The organism is Paraburkholderia oxyphila NBRC 105797 (assembly GCF_000685075.1).
GTDB lineage: Bacteria > Pseudomonadota > Gammaproteobacteria > Burkholderiales > Burkholderiaceae > Paraburkholderia > Paraburkholderia oxyphila.
Genome location: NZ_BAYD01000114.1, coordinates 19,295 through 33,016, shown reverse-complemented (window position 1 = coordinate 33,016; position 13,722 = coordinate 19,295). Strand labels below are relative to the sequence as shown.

Here is a 13,722-nt window from a genome sequence, read left to right as displayed (position 1 = left end):
GAAAACTTATCTTAATGGCACTGTTACATTGCACATTTTTGGGAAAAACCTGGCACTCACGCAAGTAAAGTTGTGTCTAAATTGCAAGCAAAGTTGTGTCTATCTGCCTTGGAACTCCGAATGCCTGATCGAGCTGGCATGTATGCCGGATCTCATCACCATGCAGGTGGCGCGACGTCGTCGCGATTGAGGCGTGTCGAAGGCTATCGCGTACTGTCACCAGTTTCGTCCCGAGCGCGAGTGCGAGCAAGTGAGCGGGGAGCTATCCCCACCAGTTTATGCCGCCGTTCAGGCTGAATGAGGCATGTTTCCGACGAGTGGCTTACCTGTTTCACGGGTGCATGTTCGTCGACCCGGTAGAGTCTTATCGACCCGTTGCAGCCACAGGGCCTCGCTGCCGCCTAACGGCTGCTTCCGAGATGCTGGCGCCGTTCCACCGTACGCGTCGGAGGGCATATGTTCATATTGATTCAACCAGTGCACGAAGACACAGTGTCGCCGCCACGCTTGTTGTTTTTCACAGATTGACATGCGCGGAAAGAATTTCGAGCACCCGCACCGCCTTATTGAACGCACATCTAATCGCCGCTTCGGCGCCGTCGCGTACGCATCGTGCAATGCGCTTTAGCGTGAGCGCGGTGGTTCCGATTTCAAGGCGAACGTCGTACAGACTATTTCCTGAGGGCTGGCCCACATGCTCGATCACCAGTTGACAATCCGAGAAGTAGGCACTATACGGCTGAAGGCGCAATAGTTGCAATGCCGCTTCTGCCTCTAGGGATGCGGCTCCTGGGAGGCCGAGATAGGTTATTTGCATACCAATTCCCATCGTCGACTCCCAGTATGAATCACTAAATCTTGCGAACGGTGTGTAGCCGTTCGCTGGATTATCACGCCGATCCGGTTGGGTTGGTTGACGCTGATCAACGAAAAGACGGTGCGGACCTACCGGGCAACCATTCCATTCCTGCGCTACCTTCAGGCGAAGGGCAGTTGCCCCATGGCATACATCGGAACAAAGAGAAGGCGGCCGCAAACGAACTTTACGGGGTGGCGCTGAAGTTTGAACGTCCGGGCGACGGCGCATGCGAATGACGCTCCATGGCCGACCGCGCCCCCACGGCGTCGCCCGAAGTCGACCCTCAACGGCCGGTGAACCAGACTAGTTCGAATCGGCCGCTTCGCGGCTACAACGGTCATTCACTCCTTCGAATCGCTCGGTAGGTCATCGTGTTCGCTCTCCGACTAGAAAGATAGCCGCTTAAAAGCGTTGCTTGCTGTCATTAGAAAGGCATCCTTACCAAACGCAACAAGAGGTTTTATCGAGTCTTACCCGGCTTACCTGTTTACGGACCGGTGCTGCTGAAGCAAAGCCAGCACGGCGCCGAAGACAAGCGCGCCTGCCACGCAGTAGATGCCGGCGTTCGTGCTATGTGTCACGTCTTTCATCCAGCCGATGATCGACGCGCTGACGAACCCGGCCAGGTTGCCGATCGAATTGATCATGCCGATGGCGGCGGCGGCAGAACCACCGGCGAGGATCGCGCTCGGATAGGTCCAGAATACGGGCATCGTTGCGAGCATGCCGGCTGTGCCGACGGTCAGCGCGACCATTGCGAGCGGAATATTGCCGGTCAGCTGCGTGCTGGCGAACAGGCCCGCGCCGGCGAGCACGGCGGGCACCGCGAAGTGCCAGCGCCGCTCGCCCGAGCGATCTGCGCTGCGGGCCACGAGGAACATGCTCGCGACAGCGCACGCATACGGAATGGCGGTCAGCAGGCCCACTTCGAGCGCGGTGCGCACGCCGGTCGCCTTGATCAGCGTCGGAAGGTAGAAGCTGATGCCATAAAGACCCATCATGCAACAGAAGTAGATGACGGCCATCTTCCAGATACGGGCGTCGGTGAACACGCTGGCGAGCGAACCGTGAGTCTTGCCCGCGCTGTCCCCTTCGATGTTCACCTCCAGCACGCGCTTTTCTTCGTCGGTGAGCCAGTTCGCCGAGCGGATGCCGTTCGGCAGGTAGCCGAGGACAACGAGGCCCAGCGCCGCCGAGGGAATCGCTTCGAGCAGAAAGAGCGGCTTTGTCGCGGTAACGATCGAGGGGCGAGTGAGATCGATATGCGAAGTACTGCTTATATTGCGAGGTTGTAGAATTGATCAGCGGCGGACAGATGGGCTTCGCGAGCGGGCTTCATCTGTCCTTTCACGATCATGTGCATCAGTTCGATGCCGGCCAGAAGGATCCGGGCACAGCGAAAAGTCTTGAATCCCAGCATAGGCCGCGTTCGTCGCTTGATCGACCGATGGTCCTGCTCGACCAGATTATTGAGGTATTTCGACTGGCGGATCTTGATGGGCGTTTCACGCTCAGCATTGATCGCTTCAAGCGCGGCGAGATTGGCACCGCTTTTGTCGATGGTCACCGTCTCGGGCGCGCCATTCTGGGCGATCGATTTTTCAAAGTAACGTCGGGCTGCAGTCTTGTCCCGATGGGCGCGTAGCAGAAAGTCGATGGTGTTGCCGTACTTGTCGACGGCCCGGTAAAGATATCGCCATTCGCCCTTGACGCGAATGTACGTCTCGTCCATGCGCCAGCTCTTGCCCACCGGCCGCTTGCGGAGGCGAAACGCTTTCTCCAGCACCGGCAACAGCTTGACCGCCCAGCGGTGCACAGTCGAATGATCGACCGAAACGCCGCGTTCGGCCATCATTTCCTCGAGGTTCCGCAGGCTCAGTGGATAGGCCACGTACCAGCGCACGCAGGTCAGGATCACATCCAGCGGATAGTGCAGGCGTTTGAGCACTCGGGCCACCGCCAGATTCAACATCTTCATCGAGCTTTCAGTTTCATGTCGTTCCGCACATCATAGCGGAACGCCTTACTGCAACAGAGCCCCCTTTTCCTGTTTTCCGGCTTTAAACGGCTGAATTTTTGGAGACGTATGCACTTACCCTACCTCTGTAAAGGCGACACCCGTTGATGTGTGTCAATACTCTCTGAGTCCAGCACGCAAAAATAAAAACGCAATTTGGCGTATCGGATATACGCGTGATTTAAACAAGAGTGATGAAGCGATGGAGGCAGAAATGATTAAGAATGTGGGTACTGCTGAAAAGATTAGAGCGGAAATTCTGCGCAGGATTCAAGAAAGTGCCGATCTCGATGACAGCTGTCGTGATTGCGACATCCCGATCCCACGCAAGGTCGATCCGGCGGCGAACGGTGGTTGTAATTGGGTCATCGACGAGTTTCGATTGGTTGCGCAAGAGTGCATGGCGCCTTTGAAAGCGGTGATCGCCGAAATGATGCGCGAATATGATCTGACCTGATATCACAGCAGGTCCGTGGACTTGTTCTGCGTTCGGCCTCCCTTCGGATCGACATTGACCGGCCGAAGGGAGGCTTGGCGTTGCACTCACCTACGGCCTTTGGCCAACAGGAACACTTGTCTCGCGCAAACGGTGCGCGAGCCTGCCATCCTCCACGTCCCGATCCGTGTCGCCATCTCATTCATATAGAACCATTGCAGCCTGCAGGGGGCATCGATTCATCCTTCAATCGCGATATTTTTTCATTATTTGCCCAACTGATTTGATCCAGTGGCAAACAGGGCGGCCCGTCGGCGAAAAAGTCTGCATAATCTTTTGGCTCCCGAAGCTGTGGATCACAAGAAGGAGCCGTCGGGCGAAACCCATTGGGGGGAACACGCTTGCCACAGACAGGCCGGATGTTCACCAATGCGCAGTTTTCACATGGTGCCATGGGGCGTGATTTCGTTCGGTTCTGACTGGGAGAGTGGACATGAAAATCAACTCCGATAACTTCCGGGTTCATGAAAACGTCTTGGTTGAACTTGACCAGTGGCCGACATGTATGGCGCCAGTGTATAAATCGAAGGGTCAGTATCATGCGATACTGACCGACCACATCAGGCAATTAAGTGCGCTGCAAAGCGCACTCTATGCCGACAATCGCTATGCGGTGCTGTTCATATTTCAGGCGATGGATGCAGCGGGAAAAGACGGTGTGATCAAGCACGTCATGTCGGGCGTCAATCCACAGGGTTGCCAGGTGTTCAGCTTCAAGCACCCGAACGTGGTAGAGCTTCAGCACGATTTCCTTTGGCGCACCACTCGCGACCTTCCGCAGCGTGGCCAAATCGGAATTTTCAACCGCTCCTACTACGAGGAAGTGTTGATTCTTCGGGTACATCCGGAGATCCTGCACAGTGAGGGCTTGTCCCATGAGGCCCGCGCTGGCGAAGCCGTTTGGCGGGGCCGCTATCGTTCGATCAACGACCTTGAGAGTCACCTGCATCGCAACGATACGCGCATTGTCAAGTTTTTTCTGCACCTCTCGAAGGAAGAACAGCGCAAGCGTTTTCTCGCACGCATCGACGAACCCGACAAGAACTGGAAATTCAGCACCGCAGACGTCGAGGAGCGAAAGTTCTGGGCGCAATACATGACAGCCTATGAGCAATGTTTCAGTGCGACGAGCACACGATACGCTCCATGGTACGTCGTTCCCGCGGATGACAAGGAGAACGCCCGGCTCATCGTTTCCCAGATCATCCTGGACACGCTTGACAGGTTGAACTTGCAGTATCCCGAGACAACGGCGGAGCGGCGCAAGGAGCTGTCCGAGATTCGCGCGCGGCTCGCCCGTGACGAAGCCCGATAGATGAGCGCCGCGCCCCCACAAGCTGAAGATTGAGCGTACGAAGCAGGCAGTTCCGCGCGCTGCTCATAGAAAGTCGAAATTACCGTACTGTGCGCAGCTTCGGCCGACCGCGCAGAAAGCGAATTCGCATCACACGTCTGCACACGATGGAACGTCAAGCAGCGTTTCCTCCGGGAAATCGTCGATGGTCCGGTCGCCGCGGCGGAGATCCTTGCGGCGCTTCGTGCATAGCAGCGAGTCCTTGGGGTTCGCGCCAGGCGCTTTCAATCGTGCTTTTTCCGGAAAATGAGCCACGCGCTCAAGCTGGTCAAGACGGTTGACAACAGAAAGACGATCGAGAACCCGTTCTCCGTATGCCGAAAGGGAACGCCGCCTATGTTCATGCCCAGCAGGCCCGAAATCAGGTTGATCGGTAAAGCGATGACCGTAACGGCAGTCAGTATCAGCACGCTCCGATTGGTGTGCTCGGCGACCTTTGCTGCAATTTCCTCTTCGAGCAATTGGATGCGCTCTTGAAGACTCGCCATGTCACGCAGCGCCAGGGAGAATTCCTCAGCGGACTGCCTCAGGGATTGTACGTCTTCGTCCCGGACCCAACGGGGCGGACGATTGATGAGCCGAAACAGGGCAGCCGGTTCGGGGGCCAACAAGCGTCGCAGGTGTACAAGGTCGCGACGAATGCCACCCAGACTCGAGCGCTTCGGCAGTGTCCCGGTGCGCAAGGCGATTTCCACTTCGTTGGCTGTTTGAGTTGCGCTTCGCACGATGCCAAACAGCAGATCCGCCTGCCCTTGCATAAGCCGGACCAGGAGCGCCATCGGACTGGAAAAGGCGACCCCAGCTTCGACTTCGCAGCTTAATTGATCAACAGAACGTAGAGGAAGACTGTGCACACTCAGAAGACAGCGAGCTCCGACGCTTATCCACAGGGTCGCGACCTTGATCGGGCCCTTTCGCTCAAAATCATAGTCGACGTCATTGACGACGGCGATCAGGTTTTGACGGACGTGCTCGACGCGGGTCGAGCGCAAACCTTCTCGAAGTGTATCGCCGAATCCCGGGGGCAGTTTCGCAAGCTGCGTCGGCCAGCCACTCAAAACGGCAGGGACGTTATGAAAATGCAACCAGACGAATCCCGCCGCCTCGCTATCCAGATCCATGAGCCGTTCGCGGGCCTCATTCGCGTTGATCTTGTGGCCGACTCCGTTCGCGGAGAACACGTAACCGCGGTTGAGCGGCAGGGAGTCCGATTCCTGCGCGAGTTGTGGTTGGGCGCTCATTTCAGCCTCCTTCGCATATTTCCTTCCGGTGGGCGTCTATGCTTTTCACTGGGGGCGCGAACCTGTGGCCCGGAAGTACTGAAAACTTGACGCGTGACTAGCCAGCGTTGAGCAAAGGAATGGAATCGCTGAGGACTTCACACCGGCTGTATGCTGCGCGAGCAGCAACGCAATCGCGCAGGATGCAAGCCGCGAGACGGTTTTATCGGCGCGGCTTGTCAAGATGATCGGTACGCGCGCGCCGAGCACGATTCCTGCGATCTCGGCGCCGGCGAGATACTCGAGCTGCTTGGCAAGCATGTTGCCAGCTTCAAGATCCGGTACGACCAGGATATCGGCGCGGCCAGCGACCGGTGACTTGATGCCCTTGGTCTTTGCAGCTTCTTCGGACAAGGCGTTATCGAATGCGAGCGGCCCGTCGAGGATGCCACCCTTGATCTGTCCGCAATCGGCCATTTTGCAAAGCGCAGCGGCATCGAGCGTGGAGCGCAGTTTCCCGGTTACGGTTTCGACGGCGGAAAGGATCGCGACGCGTGGTTCAGCGACGCCCAGCACGTGCGCGAGATCAATCGCATTCTGAATGATGCCGCGCTTGTCATCGAGGGTGGGAGAAACATTGATTGCGGCGTCCGTGATGAATAATGGCCTTGGGTAGGCAGGCGCGTCGATCGAAAATACGTGGCTGATGCGTCGCGCGGTACGCAATCCCTGCTCGGTGTCAACTACAGCATGCATCAGTTCATCGGTGTGGAGGGCGCCTTTCATGAGCGCCTGGACCTTGCCGGCGCGCGCCATCGCTACAGCTTGTACGGCTGCAGCTTCACTATGCTCGGTGGGTACGATCTCATAGGGGGTGAGGTCAACCTGGGCGCAGTCCGCGACGGTATGAATTCTGACTTCTGGCCCAACAAGTACCGGGACGATGAGGTTCGCACGCGCGGCCTCGATGGCCCCGACGAGTGAAGCCGAGTCTACTGGATGCACAATGGCCGTGCGCAAGGGCTCGAGCCCGCGAGTCATCGCGATAAGACGCTCATAGCGTCTCCCATTTTCGATGAGTTCGAATTCGGGAAGCGCTTCGGCTGAACGCAGGATTTTTTCTGTTGGAGCAAGGACTGGTGCGACGCCGGTGATGACGTCCTCTCCACGCTGGTTGACTGCCTGGCACTGCAACGTAATTCGATGCATTAGGTCGTCTTTGTCAGTGACGCGAACTGAGAAGGTAATCATGTCGCCGAGTTCGATCGGCTTGCCGAAGTGAAGGGACTGATCGACGCAGGCAGTGCCAGGCCCGGGAAGGCGCGTGCCGAGTATGGCCGAGAGCATTGCACCCGCCCACGTCCCGTGCGGGACGATCGTCCGAAACTGGCCGCTTCGGCTTTCTGCGTGGTCCAGACTCAGGGGCGCCGCATCGCCCGCCATGTCAGAAAGAAGTTCGATGTCGCGGTGCGTGAGCGTTCGCACGAGGCTCGCCGAGTCGCCGACACTCAGCTCACTGTATGTTCGATTTCCGGTTCGTCCCATGTCAGTCTGAGCCTCCCCTTAAATTTCGCCTTCGAGCAGGTCGTTGTACGCAATGGAACTAAGGAAGGAAAGAAGAAATGTTCAAGGTACCAAAACAGGCATTCGTGGAATGACTGCGCTTACAGCTTCCCCGAACGTAGAATGGCAATCGCCCAAGTGAGTCCCATGACAGCGGCAATGACGAAACCCGCGAGTCCCAGCGTTGAAATCCCCGCATAGTGCGGGCCGCCGTGAAACGTCGTCACGATTGAGGATCCGACCACGACGCTTGCAATGATCAGGCTCAGGCTAAGCCGGTTGCTCGCACGGTCAATGTGGCCCTCCAGCCCCCGCAACTGGTCGTGTTCGATATGAAGCGTCGCCCTGCCGGTACTCAGCACGTCGACGGCCCGGTTCAGGATATCGGGAAGGCTCGCGGCAATGCGATGCAATGAACGCAGTGTGCGGAATCCCTTGCCGGCGACGCCGATGGCATTGAGGTCCTGCAAACCCCTGCGACTGAGCAGGTGGGGCGCATAGTCGCGCAGGGACGTGAGCGCATTGAAGTTCGAATCGATCGCCAGCGCCTGCGACTCAATGAGCATGAACGCTTTCGAAACAAGCAGGAACTGACGGGGCAGGCGGATCTGGTGTTTCTGGCTGAGCTCGCAGAACTGGCGCACGATTTCGCTGAACGAATAGCCTTTGCCTGCCGCCTCACCATACGCCACGAAAGCATCCGAAACGTCACGGGTGAGCGCTTCGCGGTCGACTCCTGAGGCGGCCACGCCCATTTCGAATATCGCGTCTACAATCCAGGGGACGTCCGCCGAGCCCACCGCAAGAACAAGCTGCGCGAGGGTTTCCTGATCGTGGGCCGTCAACTCGCCCATGATTCCGAAGTCGTGGAAGCACAGCCTGCCGTCGACGAGGAGAAAGACATTGCCGGGATGCGGGTCGCCGTGGAAAAAGCCCTGCTCGAAGACCTGTTTGAGGAACGACTCCATCAACCGTGCGGCAAGCCGGTGTCGTTTTGCAGGGTCCGCAGGCAGCTGATCCACAAGCTTGTGGCCCACGCAGCGTTCCATCGTCAGGACGTGCCGGCTGGTCAGTTCCCAATAGATGCACGGTACGAACACATCCGGCTCGTTCGCAAAGTTCGCCCGTAACCGCTCGCCGCTGCGTGCCTCGATCTCGTAGTCCAGCTCGTCTGAAATGCGCCGCGCGAACTCGTCTACGAGATCGGACGGACCGAACCGGCGGCTCTCGGGGACGTGCTTTTCCAACTGACGTGCCAGAAGACGCATGATCGCAACATCCGCTTGAATGACTGGTTCGATGCTGGGGCGCTGAACCTTGACAACGACGCTCGTGCCGTCCATTAGATATGCCGTATGGACCTGTCCGATCGATGCGGCAGCAAGAGGCGTCTCGTCGAACGTGGCGAAGATCTCGAGAATCGGGCTGCCGAGTTCCTGCTCGACGATGGCGCGAGCCTGCTCGCCGGGAAACGCCATAACGTTGTCCTGAAGGCGTTGCAGCTCGTCAATCCATGCAGGAGGCAGCAGGTCGCGCCGCAGACTCAGAAGCTGGCCGAACTTGACGAAAGCGGGTCCGAGCCGCTCGAGCATCTCCCGAACGCGTACCGCATCATGCATGCCGGGTGAGGGAGGAGGAGATACGGTATCGAGTGCCTGGCGGCCGACTCGCAGCCGCTCGACGTAGTGTCCCCAACCGGCGCCGACCATGGCCTGGAGGATTTGCATGAGTCGCGGCAGCCGTGCCGAAACGGTCTTTCCGTTTGCTTTAGTGGCCGGCGTTGATTGCGTCCTAGAGTCCACGCGTTCGCTCCTCGGGCAGTCCAGAGCGGTTGCATGCATGCCAATCGCCGGGTAACGAAAGCGCGACACGGAAAATGCGGCGCTTGTTGGGATCATGGAGCACCAGCTACAGGACCAAATTGATCTACGTCATCGCATTCTCGATGCAATCAGCGTTGGAGCGCTTGAGTCCGCGCGATGTCCACACCGCACCCGGCGCGTGCCGCGCGCATTCCAGCGCTCGCTGCCCCCCTCTAAATGTCACCCTCCATCGCACTGCCGCAGCACCGGTGTTTGTCGCAAGCGACGCAAGCGAGAGCTTGTGTGACGCACAGTGGCGAAAAATCGGCTCCCCGGTCGATTCGGCCAAGGCAGCGCCACAGGCGTTCGGGCTCGAGCTCAATTGATCAGCGTCAACTTAATGGAGCCTTAGATGGCTACATTGGCTGGTGTCGAAGTGCTGGCCTACACAGAGGAGAACGCTCATGCAAGCATCGGACATCATGACCACGGACGTCGTGTCCGTCGTTGCCACGGCGACCGTTTTTGAGGCGGCTGAACTGATGGCGAAGCATCACATCAGTGGACTGCCGGTCGTCGACGACGCCGGCAAGATTATCGGTCTCGTGAGCGAAGGCGATCTGCTGCATCGCGTGGAGACGGGAACGGGCAAACCGCAGCGTTCATGGCTCGCGGAATTTTTGTATTCGACCCGCAAGCTCGCGGCGGAGTACCTCAAGGAGCATGGCGTCAAGGTCAGCGACATCATGACGGAGAATGTGATTTCGGTGCTGCCCGCCACGCCGCTGGCCGACGTCGCGGACTTGCTCGAGCGGCACCACATCAAGCGCGTACCCGTTGTTGCCGATGGCAAAGTGCTTGGCATCGTCAGCCGTTCGAACCTGGTCGGCGCGCTCGCACGCGCGGCGCAGGTCGACGTGGACGCACGCGCTTCCGACGAAGCGATACGCCAGGCGGTGCTGCACGCACTCGACGGGCATCGTTGGGCGATGGCGGCGGAGAACGTCGTCGTGAAAGACGGCGTGGTCCATCTTTGGGGCACAGTGCGTTCCGAGGAGGAGCGCAAGGCGATCTGCGTTAGTGCCGAACGTGTGACTGGCGTGAAGGATATCGAGGACCATCTCGGCTATCCCACGTATTTCACGCCGATGTAATGTGCAGGCGCGGCACGGTCGCAAAAGGCGATTTGTTCATGCAAAAGCGGCCGGCCGGGCCAGATCCATCGACGACCATGAGAAAATTGGCCATCAATCGCCGAACGAGCGTGTATGGTCGTCGTAGCTGAAAAGCCCCGCGTAGCGTCCCCAGTCGATCATCGTACGCAAGGTGCTGTCCGCGTCGCTCTGGTTCAGGTGGTCCTGTAGTTCCAGCTCGAAACGCTCGCGCGGCGCGCGGTGTCCTTCTCGCTCGTCCAGGACTTCGCGAATGTGCGCCGCGAGCGGTACGAATTGCATGAGATGTTCGCGAAAGAGGCGCTTGCGCTCGTCGTCGTTTGCTTGCGCGAAGACACGTCCCGCTGCCGTAAGCCTGATCACGCCATTGTGCAACTCGGCGAATTCGAGAATATGCATCGCTCCCGCAATGGGAAAGAGTTCGTCGACTTTCAGCATCCGCGATGCGGCAATCTTTTCCAGCTCCGCGCTACCACCATGCAAGGCCGAAGCAATCGTGTCGATGAACCCATCGAGGCGGTGGCTCGAAACCTCCGGCAAATGCAACGCGAGCCCGCGCGAAGCGGCGGATGGTGCATCCGTCGTCTCGGCGAGGCGCGATGTGAGCACCGAATAAATCTCGTTGACGATCTCACGAAACGCCGGATCGAGCCGGTTGCGCGGATGCGGTAACTGCACATTCATGTCAGCCACGATGCGCGCAGGGCTGCCGCCCAGCAGCTGGATGCGGTCGCACATGAGCACGGCTTCCTCGATGTTGTGCGTGACGAGGAGCATCGCCTTGATCGGCAACTGGCGCTCGAGCCAGAGGTCCAGAAAATCGGTTCGCAGCGTCTCGGCCGTCAGCACGTCGAGCGCCGAAAACGGCTCGTCCATCAGAAGCAGCGTCGGCTCGCTCACGAGTGCGCGCGCAAAGCCGACACGCTGGCGCATGCCGCCCGAGAGCTCGCGCGGAAAGGCCGACTCGAATCCGTTCAGCCCGATCAGGTCGATGGCCGCCTTTGCGCGCTCGCGGGCCGCATTGGCCGATACGCGCAGCGCGTCGAGGCCGAGTTCGACGTTATCGAGTACGGTGAGCCATGGATAGAGCGCGAACGTCTGGAACACCACCGCTATCCCTTCCTGGGGGCCGCGCAGCGGCTGGCCGCGATAGTGCACGCTGCCCGACGAGGGCTTGACGAGCCCGGCCGCAATGCGCAGCAGCGTCGACTTGCCGGACCCGGAGCGCCCCAGCAATCCGAGAATCTCGCCCTCGCACACCTCGAGATCGATGTTCGCGAGCACCGGTAGCGGTTCGCCGGAAGGCTTCGCGAACGACATGCCCACTTGCTCGAGCGCCACGACTGGCAACGCGGCGTTTGCAGGAGAGGCCGTACGGGTTTTCGTGTCGGGGTGAGCGAGGCTCGACATGGGGTTCTCCCGGTTGCCAGCGTTTCAGTCCAGCCGCGTGCGCCGTTCGGCGAACGCATAGAGGGGCCGCCACAGCAGCCGGTTCATCGCAATCACCAGCACCGACATCATGGCGATGCCCAGCGCGATGCGCGGATAGTCGCCCGCTTCAGTCATCTGTGCAATATAGGCGCCAAGACCGCCCGCGCTCAGATGCGTCGGTCCCCAGCTCACGGCTTCGGCAACAATGCTCGCATTCCATGCGCCGCCCGACGCGGTGATCGCGCCGGTCACGTAGTAGGGGAAGATGCCGGGCAGCACGACTTTGCGCCACCATGATCCCCGGCGCACCCTGAAACTCGTGGCGGCTTCGCGCAGATCGGTCGGAAACGCCGTGGCGCCGGCGATCACATTGAACAGGATGTACCACTGTGTGCCGAGGATCATGAGTGGGCTGAGCCAGATCTTCGGGGCGAGACTGTAGTGAACGAGAAGGAATACCACCACCGGAAACAACAAGTTGGCCGGAAAAGCCGCAAGAAACTGCGCGACCGGCTGCACGATCTGCGTGAGCCCAGGACGCAGGCCGATCCAGACACCCACGGGCACCCAGACGAGAGACGCAAGCGTGATCAGCACGGCCACGCGCAGCAGTGTGAGCAGACCATTGCGCGCGACGTTTGCCACATCCGCCCAGGAGAGCGTGGGCCCGGCAAAGTGCAATAGCGTCGCCGCTGCATAGGCTACGCCCGCGCCACAGAGCGCGAGCCAGAGCACATCGCCCGCGCGTTGTGGCATGCCAGTATGCGGCCAATGCAGGCCGGCGCCCATCGAGAGCCGCGCGCGAGCGGCGCGATGCAGCGTGCTGCTCACAGGTCTTGTCGCGGATTGCATCCAGGCCGAGCGATGCACCAGATTGAGCAGCCAACTGCGCGGCGTGATTTGTGCAGCCGTCTGCTCGGAGCGAAAGCGGTCGCCCCATGCCACGATGGGCCGGAACAGCAGCTGGTCGTAGAGCACGATCGCCACGGTCATGGCGAGAATCGCCCAGCCCACCGCGGCGAGATCGCGTTGCGCGATGGCGCGCGCGACGTAGGAGCCCACGCCCGGCAGCGCGACCTGCAGATTGCCCACGGAGATCGCTTCCGAGGCCACCACGAAGAACCAGCCACCCGACATCGACATCATGGTGTTCCAGACGAGGCCGGGCATCGCGAAAGGCACCTCGAGACGCCAGAAGCGCTGCCACGCCGAGAGGCGAAAGCTGCGGCTTGCCTCGTCCAGATCGAGCGGCACCGTGCGCAGGGCCTGATAAAAGCTGAACGCCATGTTCCAGGCCTGGCTCGTGAAGATCGCGAAGATGGCCGCAAGCTCTGCGCCGAAGACATTGCCCGGGAACAGCGAGAGGAAGAACGCGATCGTAAATGAGAGGTAGCCGAGAATCGGCACGGACTGGAGCACGTCGAGCAGCGGGATGAGCAGCATCTCCGCGCGACGGCTTTTGGCGGCGGCCGTGGCGTAAGTCAGCGTGAAAGCGAGGGAGGCGGCGAGCGCGGCGAGCATGCGCATGACTGTGCGCAGCGTGTATCCAGGCAACGCCCATGGAGACAGCGAAATTTCCGTTTGATGCGCAATCGCCAGTGGGCCGATCATCTGCCGCGCGCCCGTGCCGAGCAAGATCAGAAAGCCCAGCACGAGCAGGACGGCAGTGAGATCGCGCCAGCCCGGCATGTGGGGACGCCACCTCCCGCCACCCAGTATCTCGGCATGGTGCTCCACGGCTTTCCCCCAATGTCGCGACGCCTCATCGTGGGGGAAAACGGTCAGTACGAGTTGATATATATCAATCC

At 59.7% G+C, this 13,722-nt stretch carries 13 protein-coding genes; 4 read left to right on the top strand and 9 right to left on the bottom strand.

All coding sequences use genetic code 11. The features are described from left to right. Nucleotides 1-190: hypothetical protein (locus BO1_RS60805; RefSeq protein WP_218002852.1), on the top strand; the 190-nt coding region annotated here is incomplete at its 5' end. A gap of 327 nt (nt 191-517) precedes the next feature. Here the strand turns inward: BO1_RS60805 and BO1_RS58455 are convergent. The 3 genes from BO1_RS58455 to BO1_RS40370 all read right to left on the bottom strand — a co-directional run bounded on the left by BO1_RS58455 (nt 518) and on the right by BO1_RS40370 (nt 2,837). Next, on the bottom strand, nt 518-829 hold the full coding sequence (locus BO1_RS58455; RefSeq protein ID WP_028222429.1) for a hypothetical protein: 312 nt from the start codon (nt 827-829) through the stop codon (nt 518-520). 509 nt (nt 830-1,338) lie between these two features. Continuing rightward, entirely contained in the window at nt 1,339-2,073 is a 735-nt protein-coding gene (locus tag BO1_RS54830; protein WP_281179238.1) for an MFS transporter, read from the bottom strand. A gap of 62 nt (nt 2,074-2,135) precedes the next feature. After that, nucleotides 2,136-2,837: an IS6 family transposase gene (locus tag BO1_RS40370; protein WP_028222428.1), complete on the bottom strand. Its 702-nt coding sequence runs from the start codon at nt 2,835-2,837 to the stop codon at nt 2,136-2,138. Nucleotides 2,838-3,090: 253 nt separating this feature from the next. On the opposite strand from BO1_RS40370, the gene BO1_RS40365 reads away from it, so the two are divergent. Together BO1_RS40365 and BO1_RS40360 are read left to right on the top strand one after the other, a co-directional pair. Continuing rightward, nucleotides 3,091-3,333: a hypothetical protein gene (locus tag BO1_RS40365; RefSeq protein ID WP_028222427.1), complete on the top strand. Its 243-nt coding sequence runs from the start codon at nt 3,091-3,093 to the stop codon at nt 3,331-3,333. A gap of 472 nt (nt 3,334-3,805) precedes the next feature. Next, nucleotides 3,806-4,687: an ADP-polyphosphate phosphotransferase gene (locus BO1_RS40360; RefSeq protein WP_028222426.1), complete on the top strand. Its 882-nt coding sequence runs from the start codon at nt 3,806-3,808 to the stop codon at nt 4,685-4,687. 129 nt (nt 4,688-4,816) lie between these two features. On the opposite strand, the gene BO1_RS59800 is transcribed toward BO1_RS40360, so the two are convergent. The 4 genes from BO1_RS59800 to BO1_RS40340 all read right to left on the bottom strand — a co-directional run bounded on the left by BO1_RS59800 (nt 4,817) and on the right by BO1_RS40340 (nt 9,236). Beyond that, nucleotides 4,817-4,954 carry a hypothetical protein gene (locus BO1_RS59800; RefSeq protein ID WP_156992668.1) on the bottom strand — a complete coding sequence of 46 codons (138 nt, stop codon included), beginning with the start codon at nt 4,952-4,954 and terminating at the stop codon, nt 4,817-4,819. Beyond that, nucleotides 4,951-5,967 (bottom strand): CorA family divalent cation transporter, encoded by a 1,017-nt coding sequence (locus tag BO1_RS40350; RefSeq protein WP_028222425.1) that lies wholly within the window; start codon nt 5,965-5,967, stop codon nt 4,951-4,953. The genes BO1_RS59800 and BO1_RS40350 overlap by 4 nt, the downstream gene beginning before the upstream one ends. Nucleotides 5,968-6,012: 45 nt before the next feature. Then, nucleotides 6,013-7,491, bottom strand: a complete 1,479-nt coding sequence (locus BO1_RS54825; RefSeq protein ID WP_043288667.1) for a bifunctional enoyl-CoA hydratase/phosphate acetyltransferase — start codon at nt 7,489-7,491, stop codon at nt 6,013-6,015. A gap of 119 nt (nt 7,492-7,610) precedes the next feature. Then, a complete protein-coding gene (locus tag BO1_RS40340) occupies nt 7,611-9,236 on the bottom strand; it encodes an ABC1 kinase family protein (RefSeq protein WP_245644028.1) in 1,626 nt (541 codons plus the stop codon). Nucleotides 9,237-9,775: 539 nt separating this feature from the next. On the opposite strand from BO1_RS40340, the gene BO1_RS40335 reads away from it, so the two are divergent. Then, complete coding sequence (locus tag BO1_RS40335; RefSeq protein ID WP_028222423.1) at nt 9,776-10,465, top strand: CBS domain-containing protein; 690 nt, start codon at nt 9,776-9,778, stop codon at nt 10,463-10,465. 93 nt (nt 10,466-10,558) lie between these two features. On the opposite strand, the gene BO1_RS40330 is transcribed toward BO1_RS40335, so the two are convergent. Both BO1_RS40330 and BO1_RS40325 read right to left on the bottom strand, forming a co-directional pair. Continuing rightward, a complete protein-coding gene (locus tag BO1_RS40330) occupies nt 10,559-11,803 on the bottom strand; it encodes an ABC transporter ATP-binding protein (protein WP_245644030.1) in 1,245 nt (414 codons plus the stop codon). Between the two features lie 114 nt (nt 11,804-11,917). Continuing rightward, nucleotides 11,918-13,651, bottom strand: a complete 1,734-nt coding sequence (locus tag BO1_RS40325; protein ID WP_028222421.1) for an ABC transporter permease — start codon at nt 13,649-13,651, stop codon at nt 11,918-11,920. Nucleotides 13,652-13,722: the final 71 nt, after the last annotated feature.